This window comes from Roseibium sp. RP-7 (assembly GCF_053005225.1).
This window is the reverse complement of record NZ_JBRKQA010000002.1, coordinates 751,760-772,397: the sequence shown is the minus strand read 5'-3', so window position 1 is coordinate 772,397 and position 20,638 is coordinate 751,760. Positions and strand designations below refer to the sequence as shown.

The 20,638-nt window shown below is 61.1% G+C and carries 17 protein-coding genes; 7 read left to right on the top strand and 10 right to left on the bottom strand.

All coding sequences use genetic code 11. The annotated features are described in order from the left end of the window. Positions 1-73: 73 nt before the first annotated feature. Together ACVDG9_RS18265 and ACVDG9_RS18260 are read right to left on the bottom strand one after the other, a co-directional pair. The gene (locus tag ACVDG9_RS18265) at positions 74-853 is read right to left on the bottom strand and encodes a transporter substrate-binding domain-containing protein (protein WP_447238636.1); all 780 of its coding nucleotides are present in this window, start codon (positions 851-853) and stop codon (positions 74-76) included. A gap of 76 nt (positions 854-929) precedes the next feature. Then, positions 930-1,703: an ABC transporter ATP-binding protein gene (locus ACVDG9_RS18260; RefSeq protein ID WP_031269084.1), complete on the bottom strand. Its 774-nt coding sequence runs from the start codon at positions 1,701-1,703 to the stop codon at positions 930-932. A 299-nt stretch (positions 1,704-2,002) separates the two neighbouring features. On the opposite strand from ACVDG9_RS18260, the gene ACVDG9_RS18255 reads away from it, so the two are divergent. Genes ACVDG9_RS18255 through ACVDG9_RS18245 form a run of 3 tightly spaced genes read left to right on the top strand, consistent with a single transcriptional unit; the run spans position 2,003 to position 5,455 of the window. Next, a complete protein-coding gene (locus tag ACVDG9_RS18255) occupies positions 2,003-2,647 on the top strand; it encodes a TetR family transcriptional regulator C-terminal domain-containing protein (RefSeq protein ID WP_062491469.1) in 645 nt (214 codons plus the stop codon). 10 nt (positions 2,648-2,657) lie between these two features. Next, positions 2,658-3,851 carry a pyridoxal phosphate-dependent aminotransferase gene (locus tag ACVDG9_RS18250; protein WP_447238635.1) on the top strand — a complete coding sequence of 398 codons (1,194 nt, stop codon included), beginning with the start codon at positions 2,658-2,660 and terminating at the stop codon, positions 3,849-3,851. Next, positions 3,842-5,455, top strand: coding sequence for a 5-guanidino-2-oxopentanoate decarboxylase (locus tag ACVDG9_RS18245; RefSeq protein WP_447238634.1), 1,614 nt, complete (start codon positions 3,842-3,844; stop codon positions 5,453-5,455). The genes ACVDG9_RS18250 and ACVDG9_RS18245 overlap by 10 nt, the downstream gene beginning before the upstream one ends. 22 nt (positions 5,456-5,477) lie before the next feature. On the opposite strand, the gene ACVDG9_RS18240 is transcribed toward ACVDG9_RS18245, so the two are convergent. Next, complete coding sequence (locus ACVDG9_RS18240; RefSeq protein ID WP_447238633.1) at positions 5,478-7,505, bottom strand: sensor histidine kinase; 2,028 nt, start codon at positions 7,503-7,505, stop codon at positions 5,478-5,480. Positions 7,506-7,556: 51 nt separating this feature from the next. Here ACVDG9_RS18240 and ACVDG9_RS18235 point away from each other — a divergent pair, with 51 nt between their 5' ends. From ACVDG9_RS18235 to ACVDG9_RS18225, 3 genes are all read left to right on the top strand, one after another. Next, positions 7,557-8,210, top strand: a complete 654-nt coding sequence (locus tag ACVDG9_RS18235; RefSeq protein ID WP_077292299.1) for a response regulator — start codon at positions 7,557-7,559, stop codon at positions 8,208-8,210. A gap of 103 nt (positions 8,211-8,313) precedes the next feature. Next, positions 8,314-8,967 carry an SH3 domain-containing protein gene (locus ACVDG9_RS18230; protein WP_447238632.1) on the top strand — a complete coding sequence of 218 codons (654 nt, stop codon included), beginning with the start codon at positions 8,314-8,316 and terminating at the stop codon, positions 8,965-8,967. A gap of 83 nt (positions 8,968-9,050) precedes the next feature. Beyond that, complete coding sequence (locus tag ACVDG9_RS18225; RefSeq protein ID WP_447238631.1) at positions 9,051-9,830, top strand: hypothetical protein; 780 nt, start codon at positions 9,051-9,053, stop codon at positions 9,828-9,830. 420 nt (positions 9,831-10,250) lie between these two features. Here ACVDG9_RS18225 and ACVDG9_RS18220 read toward each other — a convergent pair whose 3' ends face one another. Continuing rightward, positions 10,251-12,077, bottom strand: a complete 1,827-nt coding sequence (locus ACVDG9_RS18220) for a vWA domain-containing protein (protein WP_447238630.1) — start codon at positions 12,075-12,077, stop codon at positions 10,251-10,253. A 123-nt stretch (positions 12,078-12,200) separates the two neighbouring features. Next, a complete protein-coding gene (locus ACVDG9_RS18215) occupies positions 12,201-12,611 on the bottom strand; it encodes a hypothetical protein (protein WP_447238629.1) in 411 nt (136 codons plus the stop codon). Positions 12,612-12,954: 343 nt separating this feature from the next. Here ACVDG9_RS18215 and ACVDG9_RS18210 point away from each other — a divergent pair, with 343 nt between their 5' ends. Continuing rightward, complete coding sequence (locus tag ACVDG9_RS18210; protein WP_447238628.1) at positions 12,955-14,538, top strand: PAN domain-containing protein; 1,584 nt, start codon at positions 12,955-12,957, stop codon at positions 14,536-14,538. A gap of 69 nt (positions 14,539-14,607) precedes the next feature. Here the strand turns inward: ACVDG9_RS18210 and ACVDG9_RS18205 are convergent, their stop codons facing one another. From ACVDG9_RS18205 to ACVDG9_RS18185, 5 genes are all read right to left on the bottom strand, one after another. After that, complete coding sequence (locus tag ACVDG9_RS18205; protein WP_023000387.1) at positions 14,608-16,035, bottom strand: carnitine 3-dehydrogenase; 1,428 nt, start codon at positions 16,033-16,035, stop codon at positions 14,608-14,610. Continuing rightward, on the bottom strand, positions 16,032-16,796 hold the full coding sequence (locus tag ACVDG9_RS18200) for an SDR family oxidoreductase (RefSeq protein WP_447238627.1): 765 nt from the start codon (positions 16,794-16,796) through the stop codon (positions 16,032-16,034). The genes ACVDG9_RS18205 and ACVDG9_RS18200 overlap by 4 nt, the downstream gene beginning before the upstream one ends. Position 16,797: 1 nt before the next feature. Continuing rightward, positions 16,798-17,715, bottom strand: a complete 918-nt coding sequence (gene bcoG / locus ACVDG9_RS18195) for a 3-dehydrocarnitine:acetyl-CoA trimethylamine transferase BcoG (protein ID WP_031269089.1) — start codon at positions 17,713-17,715, stop codon at positions 16,798-16,800. Between the two features lie 112 nt (positions 17,716-17,827). After that, positions 17,828-18,610, bottom strand: a complete 783-nt coding sequence (locus ACVDG9_RS18190; RefSeq protein WP_023000390.1) for a carnitinyl-CoA dehydratase — start codon at positions 18,608-18,610, stop codon at positions 17,828-17,830. Beyond that, a complete protein-coding gene (locus ACVDG9_RS18185) occupies positions 18,610-20,637 on the bottom strand; it encodes an acetate--CoA ligase family protein (RefSeq protein WP_447238626.1) in 2,028 nt (675 codons plus the stop codon). The genes ACVDG9_RS18190 and ACVDG9_RS18185 overlap by 1 nt, the downstream gene beginning before the upstream one ends. Between the last annotated feature and the right edge of the window lies 1 nt (position 20,638).

The following is a 20,638-nucleotide window of genomic DNA, read 5'->3' as shown; positions in this document are numbered from 1 at the left end:
GGTCAACCTTGCTTTGAAAGTGTCCGCCCGCGCCCGAGGGCGCGGGACGGTTTCCTAAGGGTGATCCGGCCGCTTAGCCGCCGTAGATGTCGAAGTCGAACCAGTTCTTGGAGAACGTTTCATAGGTCCCGTTCTCGCGGATCGCCTTGATTGCGGCGTTGACCTTGTCCTTCAGTTCCGTGTCGCCCTTGCGCAGGCCGACGCCAACGCCGGCACCGAGGATCGCCGGATCGTCCTGGACGTTGCCCTTCAGTTCGCAGCAGGCACCAGCATCGGACTTCAGGAAGGCGTCGAGCGCGATGGCGTCCGCCTGGACGGCGTCGAGGCGGCCAGCGGCGAGATCCTGGTTGGCTTCATCCTGGGTCTGGTACTGCTTGATCTCGGCAGCGCCTTCGCCGAAGTACTTTTCGGCATAGTCGGCATGAATGGTCGAAACCTGAACGCCGATGATCTTGCCGGACAGGCCTTCCGGAGTCGCGTCGAAATCGTCACCCTTGGCACCGATGATGCCGGTCGGAGTGTTGTAATACTTGTCAGAGAAATCGATGGCCTTCAGGCGCTCTTCGGTGATGGACATGGAGCCGATGATCATGTCGATCTTGCCGGATGTCAGGGCCGGGATGATGCCGTCCCAGGCAACTGGCGTGACGACGCAGTCGAGTTTGGCTTCCGCGCAGATCGCGTCCATGAATTCGATTTCCCAACCGATCCACTTGCCGCTGGAATCGGGAGAGGTGAACGGCGGGTAGGGCTCGGCTGCGACGCCGACCTTTACTTCCTCAGCCATGGCGCCGGTGAACGCGGTGGTGGCCAGTGCGGCGGCTGCGAATGCTGTCTTCAGAATATGTTTCATGCTGTTCCCCTGTTTTTTAGACTTCTCGTGCCGGACCTTCCGGCAGGACCTCCCCGCGAAACGTCTGCGGGAGGGTCTAGTTGATCGAGCTGATGAATTTCTTCAGCCGCTCCGATTTCGGGTCACCGAACACCTGGTCCGGCGGGCCCTGTTCCTCAATGATGCCGTTGTGCAGAAAGATGACGTGACTGGCGACTTCCCGCGCGAATTTCATCTCGTGGGTAACCAGGATCATTGTCCGCTGTTCACGGGCCAGATCGCCGATGACGCCGAGGACCTCTCCGACCAGTTCCGGATCGAGAGCGGATGTCGGCTCGTCGAACAACATGGCGAGCGGCTGGACGGCAAGAGCACGGGCGATGGCTGCACGCTGCTGCTGACCACCGGACAGGAAGGCCGGATAGGCATCCTGCTTCTCGTGCAGTCCGACACGGCGCAGCAAGGTTTCGGCGATGCCGACGGCCTCGTCGCGTTTCATGCCCAGAACGTGGATAGGCACTTCAATCACATTTTGAAGCACTGTCATATGCTGCCACAGATTGAAGCTCTGGAAAACCATCGCAAGCTGGCTGCGAATGCGCTCGATCTGCCTGCGGTTGGCAGGGCGCAGGCCATGGTGGCCGTCGTTTTTCAGGTCGATTGTCTCACCATGGATGGTGACCGACCCGGCGCTGGGCATCTCAAGCATGTTGATGCAGCGCAGAAAGGTTGATTTGCCGGAGCCCGATCCGCCGATGATCGCAATCACGTCGCCCTGCCGGGCCGTGAGCGAGACACCCTTGAGCACCTCAAGAGCTCCGAAACGTTTAAAGAGGTCGCATACCTCGATGGCTGGCGCCGCTGGTTCCATCCTACCGCCATTGCCCGGCCTGAGCCGGTGCACTGTTGTTTCTGTTCCCCGCTGACCTCGTCTTTTTTGCCGGTGCGGCGTCAGCTCTCCGCCCGGTAAGTGTTGTCAGCTTTGCACTTGTCTCGTAATTATTCAACCGTATAATAACGAAAAAATCGATGCCGGTGCGTCAGGCGACCGGAGATCATGGCGGAGGACACAAGAATGGCGCGGGAGGCGAAAGCGATGGCTGCAGCATGGTGCCTGACTTCGCCTGCGAACCCGTCAGTGCGCGGGATTCTGCCGGTCCGGAGCCTGTCATGAGCCGTCGTCCGTTCCATCGCGCAAGTGAGGCCGAGCGGCGTCAGGATCTCATCCGGGCGACGCTGGATTGCATTTCCGAATTTGGTCTGCGCGGTGCAACCGTTCGTGAAATCGCAGCACGTGCCGGTGTCACTCCCGGCCTGATCCGCCATTATTTTTCCAGCAAGGACCAGATGCTGCAGGATGCCTATCGGGAAGTCATGACCGGAATGACATCCACTGTGGCGGCGGCTGCCGATGGTGATCAGCAGAGCCCCAGGGCACGACTGCACGATTTCATCGTGGCCAACCTGACGCCGCCGGTTGCCAACCCACGGACGTTGTCGCTCTGGGCTGCGTTCATCAGTCATGTGCGCGTCGATCCGGCCTTTGCCGAAATTCACCTTGAGAGCTATCTCGCGTTTCGGTCTGTGCTGGAAACCCTCGTCGCCGAGGTGCTGGCCGAATCTGGTGAGCCACCCGATGCAAAGCGGTGCCGGGAGCTGGCAATTGCGATCAACGGCGTGATCGACGGTCTGTGGATCGAAGGCACGCTGGTGGGTCACCTCTTTTCCGAAACGCCCCTTCCGGGCGTTGCCATCCGGTCCGTCGAGGCATTGCTTGGCGGAATAAGCCTTGCCGCCAAACCACACTCAAACTGAGAGACCGACTATGCGTTATGCGTCGATCACCGACCGCCTTGCCCACCTGGGCTCGGGAAAATGGACTGTCCACATCAAGGCGCGCGAAATGGCGGCTGCGGGCGTTCCCGTTATCGAGCTGACGATCGGCGAGCCGGACATCCTGCCCGACGAAGCCTTGTTCGAGGAAGCCAACCGGGCGATGAGGGCCGGCCGTATCCGTTATTCCAACGGTCGGGGCGAGCCGGGTATCGTTGCTGCATTGACGGAAAAATATCGCAAGCGCCGGCCTGACGTGAACGAGCAGAACGTCCTGTGTTTCCCAGGCACGCAGACTGCCCTTTTTGCGGTGATGCTGGGCCTTGTGGAGGCCGGCGACGCCGTTCTGGCAGGTGATCCCCTCTATGCCACCTACGAAGGCGTTATTGCCGCGACCGGTGCGCACATGGTGCAGGTGCCGCTCCGCCCTGAAAAGGGTTTTCACCTTCAGGCGGAAGATCTTGAGAAGGCAGTCACTCCGGACAGCCGGGTGCTCCTGCTCAATACGCCGCACAATCCGACCGGGGCGACGCTGACGGCTGAGGAAATTGCCGCCATCGGTGAGGTTTGCATCAAGCACGACCTCTGGATCGTCTGCGACGAGGTGTATGAAAAGCTGATCTTTAAGGGAAGTTTCGCTTCCCCCTTCGACCAGCCGGCGCTGGCGGACCGGACCATCGTGGTGTCCTCTATCTCCAAATCTCACGCCGCCCCCGGCTTCCGGTCCGGTTGGGCAATCGGTCCGGAAGAATTCTGCACGCGATTGCTGGCGGTGTCCGAAACCATGCTTTTTGGCGGACAGCCGTTCATCGCGGACATGACAGCCATGGCGATTGCCGGGAATTTCGACACTGCCGAGCGCATGCGGGAGAGTTATCTGCGGCGGGCGAAGCTCATCATCGGGCATCTGTCCGGACACGGCGCCCTTAAGCCCATGATGCCGGAAGCCGGCATGTTCCTGCTGGTGGATGTCAGTGCAACGGGACTGGATGGCGCCACCTTTGCCGAAAGGCTGCTGGAGGAAAAGCAGGTCGCGGTGATGCCTGGGGCCTCCTTCGGCGATCAGGCGACGAATTTCATCCGGTTGTCGTTGACGGTAGCCGATGAAACGCTTTCCGAAGCAACAGACCGCATCGCGGCCTTTGCGGACAGTCTCGACGACGAGGAGAGCCGCAAATGGGCGTAGTGACCAAAACGGTCGGTGAGGCCCTGATCGATATTCTTGAAGCCAATGGCGTGGAAGCCGTCTTCGGCATTCCCGGCGTGCACACGGTCGAGCTTTATCGGGGGCTGGCTGCCTCCGAAATCCGCCACATCACCCCGCGCCACGAACAGGGGGCCGGGTTCATGGCGGACGGATATGCCCGCGTGACCGGGAAACCCGGTGTCGCGCTGGTGATCACCGGCCCGGGCCTGACCAATACGATCACCGCGATGGCGCAGGCCTATCAGGATTCCGTGCCGATGCTGGTGATCTCGGGCGTCAATGCACGTGCAAGCCTTGGCCATGGCAGGGGCAAGCTGCACGAGTTGCCGGACCAGCGCGCCATGATGGCGCCGCTTGCGCTGATGACACACACGTTGCTGGAGCCCTCGGACCTTCCGGCTGTCATGGACCGTGCCTTCGCGATCCTGCAGTCGCGGCGTCCGGGGCCGGTCCATATCGAAATTCCAACCGATGTGATGGTGGAAAAGATTGCCGTTGGCGACCTGCGCCCCTCAAAGGCCTGCGGCCCGCGGGCGGCTCAGGCACAGGTGCTGGAGCTTGCCGAAAAATGTCGCAAGGCCCAGCGCCCGGCAGTCCTGTGCGGTGGCGGTTCTGTTGCTGCCGCAGACAAGATCCGTTTGCTGGCGGAGCGAATTGATGCGCCGCTGATCACCACCGTCAACGCGCGGGGCATGTTTGCGGGACATCCGCTCTCCGTTCCGGCCAGCCCAAGCCTTGCCGCCGTCCGCGACCTGCTTGCAGCCTCCGATCTGGTGATTGCGCTCGGTACGCAGATGGGACAGACGGATTACGACATGTATGCCGATGGCGGCTTTCCGGAGCTTGCCGATCTGGTGCGGGTGGACATCGATGCAGACCAGCTTGCCCGGGGGCCTGAGGCTGCGCTGCCGGTTCTCTCCAGTGTCGACCAGTTGCTGGACGACCTTCTGCCGCTGCTTGAAGGTCCCGGTACGGCGGCGGACGGTGCTGAACGGGCCAAGGCTTGCCGAGAGGCGGTTTCAACCTGGTTGAGCCCCAAGATGCAGGCGGAAATCGGCGTTCTGGAGACGATCCGCGAAACGCTGCCCGGCTGCATCATCGTCGGCGACAGCACGCAGGCCATCTATTCCGGCAACTTGTCCTTTGAAGCAGGCCGGCCGCATGGCTGGTTCAACGCGGCAACAGGGTTCGGTGCACTTGGGTATGGCCCTCCGGCCGCGATCGGTGCCAGCATCGGCGAACCTGAAACGCCTGTGATCTGCCTTGTGGGTGATGGCGGGCTTCAGTTCTCGCTTGCCGAAATTGGCTCAGCCAGGGATTGCGGAGCCAAGGTGATTTTCCTGGTCTGGAACAACGACGGTTATGGCGAAATCCGCACCTACATGCTGGATTGCGGGATTGAACCGGAAGGCGTGACGCCATCAGCACCCGATTTTGGCAAGATCGCCGACGCCTATGGTTTGCCGTCCGTGCGTCTTGATGACGTCTCGGAGCTCGGGGCCGCTCTGAAGCGGTTTTCAGACCTGTCCGGACCAAGCCTGATCGAAATCCACGAAACAGGCACGCGCGGGGCGACCGCCTGACGTGAGACCCTGCGGGCTTTGCTCAGCTTGAGGCCGGCAAGGACAGCCTGAATTGCGTTCCCCTGCCTTTTACAGACTGGCAGGTGAACGCAAGCCCGTGTTCACGCGCAAGGTCGTGACAGACCGAAAGACCAAGGCCATGTCCGCTGGACGTGCTGCCTTTCTTGTAGGCCTTCAGGAAGGTTTGCTGTTCTATCTCGGTCAGGCCTGGTCCCGTATCGAGTACACAAAGCTCCAGGGCCTGTCCACGGTTACGGACGCCAATCAGGACCTGGCCTTTTTCGGTGTATTTGACCGCGTTGGAGACCAGATTGCTGGCGATGCGCATCAGGACCATGGGCGGCACGGCGGTCTTGCGGGTTGATGTAACCCGTCGCAACTTCAGGCCTTTTGAGATCGCTTCCTCGCCAAACATCTGCTGGACCGTGTCGAGAACAAGCGAAAGTTCGTAGCTTTCGGTTTCCGCCGGTTCTGCGCGGGTGATGGCGATGTCTTTCTTGGCGTGGTCTTCTTCGCCGGTAGGGTCGGAGCCTTCAGCTGTCTCTGTGCCATCGTTCCGCGGTGCCGTTTCCGCCAGGTAGGAATTCGACAGGGCCTCCATGTAGTCGAATGCCTCTGCAAGACGTTGGCGAACCGGCGGTTCCATATGGTCGGCAAGATGGTCGAAGCTGAGCCTCAGTGAAGTGATCGGCTGTTTCAGATCATGGGAAGCGGTCGCCAGTTGCCGCTGACGCAGGCTGGCCAGATCGCGGGCACGCGTGTAATTGCGCTCCGCCACGAGCAGCTCCCGACTGCGCTTTGCTTCCGCTTCAAGGGCAGCGATTTCGGCCTGAACGGCATTTGCGTGTTTGTGGCGCAAGGCAACGATATGGGCGGTCAAACCGGTCATGGTGGCAACCAGCAGGCAGGAGAAAATACCCTTGACCGTGCTCGCAACTGGCAGGATTTCAGTCTCGAGGCCAACGACCATCAAGGCAATCAGCCCAACGACCAGCACGGTGCCAAAGGCTGAAACCAGTTCCGAGCTGACATGTGCCGCGCCTTCGCTGCGTCGCCAGCTGCGGCCTGCCATGAAAACGGAAATGAACATCAGCGCCAGCAGCACATAGCCGAAAAACGCGACATAGGTGCCGGGCGAAAAGAAAGACAACCCGAAACCGGCGATCGATAGGGCGGACAGGGCTGTCAGGCCGATGGAAAGTCTTGTCTCGCGGCCCGCGGTGGCGACAGAGCGGCCGGAAATGACGAAGCCGAGGCCGGATAGGGAGAAGAGCAGGAAGAAGCCTGTCGGAGACTGGAGTTCAGGCCTGTCGGGAAAGAAGAACCGGAACCAGAGGCCGTCAATATAAGCGATGAAAGCAAGCCCGAGCCCGAACTGGACGGCATAGAGCATGCCGATCCAGTTTTTCATGGCCAGATGAAAGCCGAAGAAGAAAATCAGGCAGGAGATCGTGAAGGCGTAGAACGCCGTATGGGTGATGCCGGACGCAAAGGCTGAGGCTTCAAGCTCCACCGGTGTTTCCAGCGCCATCTTGAAGGACTGGAAAGGCCCGAACTTGAAATTGACCAGGAGGGTGACCCGCTCTTGCGGCGCGATGTCGAAGACGGGTGTGCGCAACCTCGTGACCGAATGGTCTTCCGGTGCGAAGGGTTCGAAAATCGAATAACTGATCAGGCTTTCGGTAAAGCCGCTTTCGCGGATGACATAGGCATCCAGTTCGCTGACCAGCGGCAGGTCGATCGTCAGCACGAAAGGATCCGGCGCACGGCCATCGTTCAGTGTTGCGTTGACGATCTCGACAGCGGCCCAGGCTTCCGGCGCATAGTTCGTTTCCAGCAGAGAGGCCTTGAGGGTCGGAGAGAATTTGCCGGAGCGGAAGCGGTTCAAAATGTCGGCAAGAGACGCTGACGGATCGCTCTCATAGACCAGATGCGGCTTCAGGTCGCCAATCCCCTGGCCGGGCTCGAGGCGCACAGTTTCTGCCCGGGCGATGCCGGTCACGAGAAGGCTGAAAAACAGAAGGGCCCACAGGTGCAGAATTCTGGTCATTTCCCCAAAGGCATGTCAGATAGAAGGACTGCAGCTGCTGGATCGAGAGCCGTGAAAGATCAAAGATATAGTGCCATCATTGCAGATGATCACGCAATCGTTCGCTCGGGCTTGCGCGACGCTCTGGAAAAGCCGGGCCTGATCGAACCGGAGGGGATCAACGTGCTGGCGGAAGCCGGCGACGGTCTCAGCGCGATAGCCGAAGTGCGCAAGCAGCGGCCAGACCTCCTGTTGCTGGATGTCTCCATGCCGATGGCAGGCGGCGTGGAAGTGCTGATCGAGGCAAGGCGCTGGTCGAAGGAAACGAGGGTGGTCGTGCTGACAGGCATTTCCGCTGTCGGGCTGATATCGGATCTCATCGAGGCCGGGGTCGATGGCCTGTTCTCGAAGGCGTCGGACAATGCCGAGTTCTACCAGAAACTACCAGGTATCCTGCGCGGACAGCGGCATATTTCGGATGTGTTCCTGAAGATCCTGGAAGAGACGCCCGCGCCACCGGTTCTGACGGACCGGGAACGGCAAACGCTGAACCTGATCCTCGCGGGGCGGTCCAACAAGGAAATTGCCGAAGGACTTGGCATCAGCGTCAAGACCGTCGACAAGCACCGCACCAGCCTGATGCAGAAGCTGAACGTGCATTCGGTGCCGCAGCTGATGGCCAAGGCGCTGAAGGAAGGCATGATTGATCCATCGCGGGAACTTTGACCGGAGACTGCCTGTGTTCTGGCCGGAATGGGGGATCGGCCCCATGGCCGGCAGTCAGCCGCCATGCGTTACTGCTGCAAGTGACCCGTAAAAGGATTGTGCTATGCGCCCCTGTTTCAGACTTTCAGCCACCTCGCTTGCCGCGATACCCGTTGCCAGCATGCTGATCACGGGCTCGGTCCAGGCGCAGGATGACGGTTTTCGCGAGATCCGTGTTGCTCCCGGCACGGCGGTCGCCGCCAATTTCATGGATGTGCTGATGCCGTTTCTGCAAGGCCATCCGGAGAGTGACGAAGGCAATGCTGCGCTCGACCTGAAGGTGCGCAAGGCCGACAGCGGCTACAGTGTCGATATCGTCATGACGGGATATCTTGATGACAGCCTTTCAGGTGAGCATTACAGGGGCACCGTTGTTCACACGGCGACGGGCGAATGGGAGCTTCTGCAGATGAAGGTCAAACCCTTGTGCGCACGTGGTGTGAATGTCGGGGGGATCTGCACCGCATCCGCAGCACCACCTGCCATGTTCCGGTCTTCCGGCGCCGTTGATGGCCGGTTGATGTGCGTCAGCATTGCGCAGGACGATGTTCTGAATGTACGGCAGGGCCCCGGAACACGGCATGCCGTTACCGGCGCTCTTGCGGCGGGAACCTGTAATGTGGAACTTTTCGAGAGCTGTGAGGGAAGCTGGTGTGAAATCCGTTCGGGCGCGGTGTCCGGATGGGTGAATACCCGTTACCTTGAGCCCGCCAATTGAAAGACATATCGACGAGCCCCATGCCGGTCAGAAATCAGCATCAACGCAGATCTGCCAAAAGCCTTTTCATCGGAGGCTTGCTGATGTCTTGCGCAACTGTCGCGGTTCTGGCCAGCAGCTTGCCGGAGCCGACATTCCTGGAAAGCGGCAGCAACGACCTGATCCGCTTTCAGAAAGGCGAGGTGCCCGCACCGCCGGTTCCGCTGGAGGCCGCCCCGTCAGCCGCTCCGGAACCGGTAGAACCTGCCGAGATGCGTGCGCCCGAGCACCGGCTGATGGACAGCGAGGGGGCTGCTGCCGAGATTGCCCCTCCGCCGCCAGCGCAGCCACGGCCACGACCACCGGCGCATGCACCTGCACCCTCCGACGCCCCATCCTGGACCGACCGCATGAGTCCGGAGTTAGATCGGGCCATCGACCGGACTGTCCCCCAGAGGGAACGGGTTGCGCCGGCTGCAGCACCGAAGCAAAATTCGCAAAAACGGGAAGCCACTGGTGCGGACGCTCAAGGCTTGAACTCTGCCATCGAAAAGTCCGCCGCAAGGCGTGCTCAGGAACCGGCTCCACTGGAGGAAGCCGCAGATGCCGATGATACGATTTCCGCGCGGCTGGTGACGGTCTGCCTGACCAATCCGGACGATGCCAGCGGCGCCAAGGGCTTTGATATCCGGCGAGATGGTCCGCCGCGCTATGTTGCCGATGTCGGCGCGACGGCCTGTGCCCGCTTCGAGCCGACGCGCCATACGATCTATCTCTGGAAGACCAACGACCTGGGCGCCCTGTCGCTGATCCTCTCCAGCCGTCTTGATCTGGTCGAGGCAGACGGGACGCAAGTGTCCCTGGACTGGTTGCGGGACCGATAACCGGCCCGACAGTGCAATCGCGCTGCCACCGGATTTATTCTCGAATTTGTCAGTCGTCCGCAGGGCTCTGGGAATGAGTGGATCCCGGCTCTCGCTCCGCTTGGCCAGGATGACGAGGGAGAAGTTCCCCGAATGTCATCCCGGGCGAGCAGCGCGAGACCCGGGATCGGGGAGGCACAGGCTTCTTTTGTTTTTCGGGTGCCCATTTCGCTGACCCTCGGCTCCCCGGTCCCGGATCTTCGCTGCGCTGCGTCCGGGATGACGAACGGAGGGGTGACCATTGGGGGCCATTCGGGGGCTGACCAATTGAGGGCTGTCCAATGGATGGATGGCGAATGGAGAGATGGCCAAGGGAGGGGAGAATGACAACTCGAAACCGGCAGGCGGGCCTGCCGGTTTCTGTGCGGGCTGTGGGGGAACCTAGCGCTCGGCGACGTCCGCGAGACGGACGAGGGTCAGGAATTCAGACCGGTAGCCGAAGCGATCAGCGCCCTTGTTTTCACTGGCGAGTTTTTCAATCGCCTTGAAATCCCAATCTCCCAGGTGATCGGTGCCTTTCAGTTTCTGCCCGAAGGCGGCAACTGACGCGGCAAAGAGGGTTTCCGACATCGGTATACCGCTTGTGTCTGCCATGACCGGTGTCTCGATCAGGGTACTTTCCTTGTCTCCGGGCAGCTTGTAGCGCAGCTTCACGAAGGCGAGTTCACCCGAATAGGAAGCACGAACGGGTTCGATCTTCTCCTTGGGGCCGTAGCGCAGGTCCGAGAACTTTTCCGCCGGCGAGCCGACAGGGGTGATTTCATAAAGGGCCGTGACGTTGTGGCCCGCGCCGATATCTCCCGCATCGACCTTGTCGTTCCTGAAATCCTCAGTTCTGAGCGCCCGGGTTTCGTAACCGATCAGGCGGTATTCGGCGACGGTCTCCGGGTTGAACTCGACCTGGATCTTGACGTCCTGGGCGATCATGGAGATGGAGCTGACCACCTGGTCCACCAGCACCTTGCGGGCTTCGGACAGCGTGTCGATGTAGGCGGCAACGCCCTGTCCGTTCTGCGCAAGGGTCTGCATCAGTTCATCGTTGTAGTTGCCGCGGCCGAAGCCGAGAACGGAGAGCGCTGTGCCGTTTTCCCGCTGTTCAGAGACATAGCGTTTCAGGCTGTCCGGATCGGACAGGCCGACGTTGAAGTCGCCGTCGGTGGCCAGGATGATCCTGGTCTGCTCGCCGTCGCCGGTCATTGTTTCGGCCAGGGCGTAGGCTCCTTTCAGACCTTCATGACCTGCCGTTGAGCCTCCGGAGGTCAACGCGTTGATCTTTTCCAGGATCCGGCTCTTGTCGGTTACCTTGGTCGGCTCCAGCAGAACACCGGAGCTGCCGGCGTATGTGACGATCGCCACTTCGTCCTCGTCACGGAGCGTGGACAGCAGCAGGCGGAAGGATTGCTGCAACAGCGGCAACTTGTTGGCATCGGCCATGGAGCCGGACGTGTCGATCAGGAACACCAGGTTCTGCGGGGGAAGGTCATCGAGCGGCACCTTATAGCCCTGGATGCCGACCTGCATCAGCCTGGTGTGTTCGTTCCACGGGGTGTCGATCACGGAAACATTTGTGGAGAAGGGGTGACCGCCCTTTTCGGGCACGGGATAACTGTAATCGAAGTAGTTGACCATTTCTTCCACGCGCACGGCATCCGGGTTCGGCAATCGGCCGCCGGACAGCGTGCTGCGGACATAGGAATAGGAAGCGGTGTCGACATCGACGGAGAAGGTCGATACCGGGTCCGCGCTCGTGCGTTTCAGCGGGTTTACTTCTGCGGATGCAAACCGTTCCCGATCTGCAGGCTGAACGGCTGGCATTGCCGGTGGTTCGGACTGAGCCACCTTTCTCGGGGCAGAGCCGCCACTGCCGGAGGAAAGCGACATCAAGCCGCCGGTGGCGGTCTCCGAGCCAATCATTAGTCTGTCCTGAAAAGCGGGCGCCGGGGCAGGCTGCGGGGCTACGGCCGGACGGGAGATGTCCGCGATGACGGAGTGGCTTTCCTCCTGTTTCCTGCGCTGGGTTGTCGAAACCGAGGCATCATCGTCTCGCTCACCTGCAATGGTCATCCGGCCGGCTTCTTCCGCCGGGCTTGTGAGCTTTTTCCCGAGCTCCTGCCAATCGATGGTTTGCGAGGCGATGCCGGCGAAGGCGATTGTCATCAGCGAAGCGGAGCTGATCAGCAAGGTTCTGGGCATGTGTTTGCCAAACATGAGACAAATCCTTTTCGTCGCCCGGAGGAAAGGTCCGGGTGTCGGGGTGATGGGGAAAGGTTGGGTAATGTGCCGGGCAAGAGCCGCGCCCTTGCGGCGCGGCCTTGGTGTGTTTGCCGGGTGTTACCGGAACACGATGCGGTAGCTTGCGCCCTTGCGGCAGACCGAGGTGCTGGAGTCCGCGTACCAGGTTTTCAGCAGGTTCCAGCGGCCGTTGGACTTCAGCTTGCGGAACTGGACCCGGACAAAGGTGCTGGCGTTGTTCACGCCTTCCAGGTTCCGGGTGACCTTGTAGGTGCCACCGTGGGCGATGACGCGGTTGGAAATGTTTTCCGAGCGCCAGCGGTTGGAACCGAGGTCACGGTAATCGAGATCGTAAAGCTGGATCGGCTGGCCGGTGTTGTTCTTCACCGTGATGTTGACCTTCTTGCAAATGTCGAACAGGGCGGCGGCCGGGGTCACGGCTCCGATGGAGGCAACACCTGCAATGGCAAGAACGGTGGCGGCTGCTGCGGTTTTGGCAAGGGCTTTCATTGGTCAATTCCTTTCTCTTGAATAATCTCCTTTCGGAGGGGGTATCGATCTTTCGATGAGAGAAAGGTGCCAGAACGAGCGGGGTGTCAGTATGGGGTCGATACCCCAATCGGGCGTCTGGTGAGGTACCTGAAAGCGGGCCGGTCACCGCAACCGGCAGGTTGAAGACACGCTTCGATATTTGGTCTATTGCTGCTTCGTCGCCTGTTTTGAAAAACGATTTCGAGATGACGATTTCATTCCCGGACCGGCCGTACCGGTCGACCTGAGGCCCCGGTTTTTTCGGATGCCCGATCAGCCCTGCCAAAACTATTAAAACGGACTGCCTGGAGAAGGAGTGCCCATGATTTCGAGATGCCTGGTGTTTATCCTGTTCTGTCTTGCCGCAACGGTGGCGAAAGCGGCCGACGTGTTTCCGTCGAACGCGGAAGGTTGCGACTATCATTTGCGGGGTCAGATCGTCTCGGGGGATGCGGAAAAGCTCAAGGTTCTGCCGATCAACTCGCAAGGCATCACGCTGTGCCTTGATAGCCCCGGGGGCAGCTTTGCCGAAGGAAAGCGGCTGTTCGACACGATCTGGGACCAGGATATCGCAACCATGGTGCGTTCGGGAGAACGGTGCGAATCCGCCTGCTCGCTGGCTTTCCTTGGCGGCAGCATGCGGATCGGGACAGCCGTGATCCGCTTTCAGATGCGCTCTCTGCGTCCAGGGGGCAAGCTCGGTTTCCATTCGCCCAGCCTCAACCTGCCCAACGAGAACAGTTACCCTGCCAGCGAAGTCCAGACTGCCTTTGCGATTGCGCTGAAGGCTGCCGAATCCTTTTTCGATATCAAGCTGAGCGAAGAGCACGACGTCGAGGCCATGACGGATTTCCTCTATCAGCGGATCCTCGGCACGCGCCCCGAAAACATGTTCCACATAGAGAGCATCGGCGATGCGGTGCTGGCCAATATCACCGTCACCGGACTGACACCGCCAGCCTCGATTACGGAACGGGAAATCGCAAATATCTGCGACAACGCCTATGCGGCCAATCTGATGGATGGTCGGCCGGGATATACGACCAGTTCACAATACTACGACGAAATCCTGATCGGCGATCCGGATGGAGACCGGAAAGTGGTGCTGACCAGGCAGGGAGAGGACCTGGTCGGCAAGGTCTTCAATTATGATACTCCGAGCAAATTCTCTGCGCTTGGCTGTTCGGTCCGGATATCCGACGACTGGAAACGGTTCTGGGATACCGATTACAGCCCGCTCAGCGTCCGTTTCGAGCAGTATTCCGTTGGTGACGATTTCGGTGACGGGGAGGCCGAGGAATTTTCCGCGCCTTACTGGTATCTGCTGCCGGCTTCCCTGAAGCTAGACCAGCAGGCCGAAAGAAACGTTGCCGAACAGAGTGCCAATGCGCCCACGTCTGCGCCTGCTGCGTCAGGCGAGGGCGGTTTCGTTCGCCTGAGCGGCTATGATCTTTACGGTGGAGATCTGCCGGATGGTGTGCTCCGCAACATGAGCGCGGAGGACTGTATCTCGTCCTGTAGCGCCAGAAGCGGCTGCGATGCCGTGACCCATGACCGATGGAACCGGATCTGCATTCAAAAGTCCGTCGGTGACAGCAATGGCAGGCTCAATCTTCTTTCCAAGGCCGACACCTATGTGCAGCGGGCCGCCGCCGGGTCTCTCAAACCCAATCTGAGTGTGCCTGTCCAGACGTTCACCAAACAGAACAAGGGCTTTCCCGGACAGCCGGATGAAAGCCTGCAGGCGGGATCGGCCGGCCAGTGCGAGACGCTCTGCACGGAACGCACCTGCCTCGGGTTCAACTGGTCTGCCGGGTCGGGAAGATGCGATCTGTTCGCGCGGCCGGGTGTCTATTCCGACGCCGAAGGTATCGTGGCCGGGTTCATGGTTCAGCCGGCCCAATAAGACCGCCCAGTAAGACCGACCAACAAAACAGGCCCGTCCGCGGTTCCGTTGACCGCGGACGGTGTCTGATCAGACTGCTTTCTGTCCGACGAAGCGGCCGGCACCTTCCGGAAAAGGCAGGGCCTTGTGGGCATCGGCGAAGGCCTTGAGCTTCTCGCCGACTTCCGCTCCCGGCAGGGAACTGGCGCGGGTGTTGAGATCGACATGGAGCAGAAGGGTCTCCATGGTCGCGGCAAGTTTGCCGTCAGCGTTTTTCAGGAAGTGGAACAGCTGCATCTTCTTGCCTTCCCCCTGGAGCACCTGGGTCGTGACCGTCAGGCGTTCACCCGCCAGAAGCTCGTCCAGATAGCGCAGGTGATTTTCAACGGTGAAGTAGCTCTTGCCGGACGCGATATAGTCGGCATCCGCGCCGATCAGCTCCATGAACCGGTCGGTTGCGGCAGCACCTGCTTCAAGGTAGTGGGCCTCGTTCATGTGGCCGTTGTAGTCGGTCCAGCTCTGCGGGATCTGGCGGTCTCCCGTGATCGGCAGTTCAGCCTCCGCCGGTGCCGCCAAAGCCCGTTCATGGGTGTTGAGAACGCCGCCTGCACCGCTGCCGCTTTTCTTTAGCGCTCGCATCATGCCGACGAGATTGTCGTCGCGCAGGCGTTCCAGCTCGCGAATGGAGCGATGGCCGGACTGGGCATCGGACTGACCGGCGATCAGGTCGACCAGCTCGTCGGTGAACTCCGGCACGTCCATCAGTTTGGTCCAGGGCCAGGAGAGGCATGGACCGAACTGGGCCATGAAGTGCTTCATGCCGGCTTCCCCGCCGGCGATACGATAGGTCTCAAAAAGGCCCATCTGCGCCCAGCGCAGGCCGAAGCCCATGCGGATTGCCTCGTCGATTTCTTCGGTCGTGGCAATGCCGTCCTTCACCAGCCAGAGCGCCTCGCGCCAGACAGCTTCCAGGAACCGGTCGGCAATGTGGGCGTCGATCTCCTTGCGGACATGAAGCGGGAACATGCCGATGCTGCGCAGGACCTCGGCCGCGCGAGCGGTTTCGGCAGCATCACCGACAAGTTCCACCAGCGGCAGCAGATAGACCGGGTTGAACGGGTGGGCGACGACGGCGCGCGCGCCTTCGCTGGTCAGTTCGGACGGCTTGAAGCCGGATGTCGACGAGCCGATGACTGCGGTCTTGGGCGCGAGCTCCGTCAGGCTGCCCAGGACTTTGTGTTTCAGGTCGAGGCGTTCGGGAACGCTTTCCTGCACCCAGTCAGCACCAGCGGCTGCCTCGGCAAGATCTGAATGGAACGACAGTTTGCCTTCGTCCGGCAGGCGCTTGTCATAAAGCGCGGGCAGGCTGCGGCGCGCATTGTCGATGACTTCGCCGATCTTGCGTTCGGCTTCCGGGTCGGGGTCGAAGACGGCAACGTCCCAACCGTTCAAAAGGAAACGGGCGGCCCAGCCGCCACCGATCACGCCGCCGCCGACGATGCATGCTTTTTGGGTCATGGTGCAAGTGTCTCCGTGTGGCCGTCGATGGCCAGGATCTGTCCTGAAATGCGGGCGCCTGCTTCGGACGCCAGAAAGTGAATGGTGTTTGCTACATCCTGGGCAGTGACCCAGGTCTTGAGTGAAACACCCTTGACGTAGCTCTCTCGAATGGCCTCTTCGGTCTCGCCGCGCGCCCTTGCTTCCATCGCGACGACCCGATCCATCCGCTCCCCTTCCACCGCGCCCGGGCAGACCGCGTTGACGCGAATGCCGTGGGGGCCGAGCTCCATTGCGAGCGTCTTGGTGAGGCCGACAATCGCCCATTTGGCGGAGGCGTAGGGCGAGCGGAACGGGTAGCCGTAAAGTCCGGCGGTCGACGAGGTGAGCGTGATCAGACCGTGCCCCTGAGCTTTCAGCACTCTGGCCGCCCAGCGGCAGGTCAGGAAGGCTCCGTGGAGATTGGTCGCGACGCAGCTTTGCCATTCCGCGTAGTCCAGCGTCTCGATCGCCCCTGCAGGACCGCCGGTGCCGGCATTGGCGCAAACCACGTCGATGCCTTTCCAGCGGTGTTCGAGGTCGTTCAGGAACGCGGACATTTCCGCTTCGCTGGTAACATCGGCAACAGCAGCGATCGCGTTGCCATTGGCTTGCGAGAATGCGGAAACGGCTGCAGGATCCGCATCACAGATCGCGACTTCGTCTCCGTCTGCCAGGAAGCGTTCCGCAATGGCGCGGCCGATCCCGGACGCCCCGGCCGTGACGAGGACCCTGCGGCTCATCTCAGGCGCTCACCGGCGCGCGTTTGGTCAGGCCAAGCTTTTCACGAACGGCCTGCGGGCCGATGATCTTGGCGCCCATGCCTTCGACAACGCCGACGGCCTTCTCGACCAGCTGTGCATTGGTGGCAAGAACGCCTTTTTCGAGGAAGATGTTGTCCTCGAGGCCAACACGGACGTTGCCACCGGCCAGGATGGAGGCCGCCACATAGGGCATCTGATCGCGGCCGAGACTGAAGGCCGACCAGGCCCAGTCATCCGGAATGGCGTTGACCATGGCCATGAAGGTGTTGAGGTCGTTCGGCGCGCCCCAGGGTACACCCATGCACAGCTGCACCAATGCCGGAGAGGCAAGCGTGCCTTCCTTGACGAGCTGCTTGGCAAACCAGAGGTGGCCGGTGTCGAAGGCTTCGATTTCCGGCTTCACGCCAAGTTCGGTCATCATGGCCCCCATGGCACGCAGCATGCCGGGGGTGTTGGTCATGACATAGTCGGCTTCGGCGAAATTCATGGTGCCGCAGTCGAGCGTGCAGATTTCAGGCAGGCACTCGCGAATATGGGCCATGCGCTCGGTTGCGCCGACCATGTCGGTTCCCTTTTCAACCAGCGGCAACGGGCTTTCCGTGGACCCGAACACGATGTCGCCGCCCATGCCTGCGGTGAGGTTCAGGACCACATCCACATCGGCGGCGCGGATGAGATCCGTGACTTCCCGGTAGAGGTCGAGCCGGCGGGAGGGGGTGCCGGTTTCCGGATCGCGCACATGGCAATGGACGACGGCGGCCCCCGCCTTGGCGGCGTCAATGGCGCTGTCGGCGATCTGCTTCGGGCTGCGCGGCACATGCGGAGACTTGTCCTGGGTACCGCCCGACCCGGTGACGGCGCAGGTGATGAAGACTTCGCGGTTCATGGTCAATGGCATTTGGTTCTCCTGGATCAGCGACAGTTCAACCGGAACCGATTGAACTGCCGGAAACTGATTGTTTTTAACGTGTCAGGTCATCTTGTTGGCGTTCATGCCGAAGCAGGATAATCTAGCGGCCCTTCCAGACCGGGTCTCGTTTTTCGGCAAAGGCGCGGGCGCCTTCCTTCTGGTCTTCAGAGCGATAGAGCTTTTCGACCGTTTCGAACTGGCTTCCGGTGATGCGGTTGAGCGCGTCCTGGAATTTCATGTCTTCTGCCTCGCGCACGATTTCCTTCAGCGCCGCATAGACAAGCGGGGGGCCGGAAGCGAGCAGCTCGGCCAGTTTCCAGGCTTCCGCCATCAGGTCCTTTCCAGGATAGATGTGGTTGATCAGGCCCCAGCGAGCGGCTTCCTCTGCTTCGATCCAGCGGCCGGTCAGCAGCATCTCCATGGCGATGTGATAGGGAATGCGCTTCGGCAGCTTGATGCTGGCGGCATCGGCCACGGTGCCTGAGCGAATTTCCGGCAGGGCGAAAGAGGCGTGCTCCGCCGCCAGAATAATATCGGCAGACAGGGCAAGCTCGAGCCCGCCGCCACAGCAAATGCCGTTGACGGCTGCTATGACTGGCTTGTTCAGGCCGCGCAGCTCCTGCAGGCCACCGAAACCACCCTTGCCGTAATCTCCGTCGACGGCATCGCCACCTGCGGCCGCCTTCAGGTCCCAGCCGGGGCAGAAGAATTTTTCTCCGGCACCGGTCACGATGGCAACGCGCAGGTCCGGATCGTCCCGGAAGTCGGTGAAGACGTCTCCCATGATCCGGCTGGTCATCAGGTCAATGGCGTTGGCCTTCGGCCGGTCGAGCGTGACAGCCAGTATGTGGCCGCGTCTTTCGGTCTTGATGGGGTTTTCCATCAGTTCCCTCCCATTCTTACCAGTGCATCGGCGGCGACGGCAAAGTCCGCACCGCAGAGCAACGGGTTGATTTCTACTTCTTCGACCGGTGCCGACAGAACAAAGCTCTGCACTGCCTGCACAGCTTCAACAATCGCTCCCAGATCGCAAGGCGGCTTGCCGCGATATCCGGTCAGGACACGGCCGATCTTCAGATTTTCAAGGGCCTTCGTGATCTCGTCCCCGCCTGCTGGAACGATCAGCGAGGTGCTGTCTTCCAGAAGTTCGGTCAGGATGCCGCCTGCTGCGAGCGTCAGGACGTAGCCGTGAGCCGGATCCCGCACAATGCCGACCAGCAGTTCGCCAAGGCTGGCGGTGATCATCTCTTCCACCAGAAACGACGAGGCCGGCATCCCGCTTGCGGCGGAGTGGACCTCGCAAGCCGATTGCAAATTGAGGGCGACTGCTCCGGCTTCGGTCTTGTGGGCAATGCCGGTGCCCTTCAGCACCACGGGGTATCCGATATCTTCGGCAGCCCGGGCTGCCGCTTCCGGACCTTCTGCAAAAGTGCTCGCGGGAACCTTGAGGCCATGCTTTTGCAGCAAGGCTTTTGCCTCGTGCTCGGAAAGAAGGCGGGGATCAGCCACAGCTTGAGGAACCCGGATCGGTTCCGGCGAAAGTGGTCTTGCCAGAAAGGCAGCCGCCTCAATGGCCGTCAGTGCATCGTCCAGCCCGCAGAGAGGCACGAGACCACGCTTCATCAGATCGGCTGCAAAGGCTTCCGGCATGGTTTCGGGGAGCGAACTCAGGATCGCCATCGGTTTGCCGGACGCTTTCATCGCCGCTTCCACCGGCTCGATCACCTTCAACCAGTCTTCCGGGTCACAGCGATCCATTCTCGGAATATCGAGAATGACGATGCCAAGGGCGATGTCCGCCTGCATCATGGCAGTGTAGCACCGGGTCATGGCCTCGCCATCACCCCAGATGTAGGTGTGGTAGTCGAGTGGATTGGCGAGAGCGACCTTGGGGCCGAGGGCCTCTGACAGCGCGGTTCTTTGCGCGGGAACGAGCGGCGGGAAAGTGATCCGACGGCCGACGGCGGTGTCGGCAATCAGGCTGGCTTCACCGCCCGAGCAGGACATGGACACAATGTTGGTGCTCGGCAAAGGACCTGCGACGTGGACCAGCTTCAGGGTTTCCAGAAGGGCTGTCAGGCTGCCGACTCGGGCAATGCCCAGCCGGTTAAAAAGAGCGTCGGAACCTGCCGTGCTACCGGCAAGGGCGGCCGTATGGGAGACTGTTGCGGCTTGGGCGGCCTCGGATCTGCCGACCTTGACGGCCACAACCGGTTTGCCGAGTGCGTGCGCTTTGCGTGCGAAAGCCTCAAAGGCGGCAAGATCATCGAGCCCTTCGATGTGCAGACCGATGGCGGTGACCCGGTCATCGTCCAGGAGGGCGCTGCCAATGGCGGACAGGCCCGTTTGGGCCTGGTTGCCGGCGGTCATCAGATAGGCAATCGGCAGGCCGCGTGTCTGCATGGTCAGGTTCAGCGCGATGTTGGACGATTGCGCGATGATCGCAACGCCGCGGTCGACCGGGGTCAGGCCATGCTGATCCGGCCACAGGGCCGCGCCGTCGAGCGCATTGAGAAAGCCATAGCAGTTGGGACCGAGGATCGGCATCTCGCCTGCCGCCTCGATCAGGGCGGCCTGAAGATCCGCGCCGTCGGCAAGCTCCCGGATTGCTTCGCTGAAACCGGAGGCAAAGCAGATGGCACCACCGGCGCCGAGGCGTGAAAGCGAGCGGACAATCTCGACCGTCACGTGCCGGTTGACGCCGATAAAGACCGCGTCGGGGGCGGCGGGAAGATCTTCCACAGTGGCATAGGCCCTGCAGCCGTCGATCTCTTCACGGCTTGGGTGGATCGGCCAGAGATCACCTTCAAAACCGGCCTTGCGGCATTCCCGGAGCACGTTCCGGCACCAGGAACCGCCACCGATAACAGCGACCGTGCGTGGCCGGAGCAGGCGTTCGAGTGAGCGCATG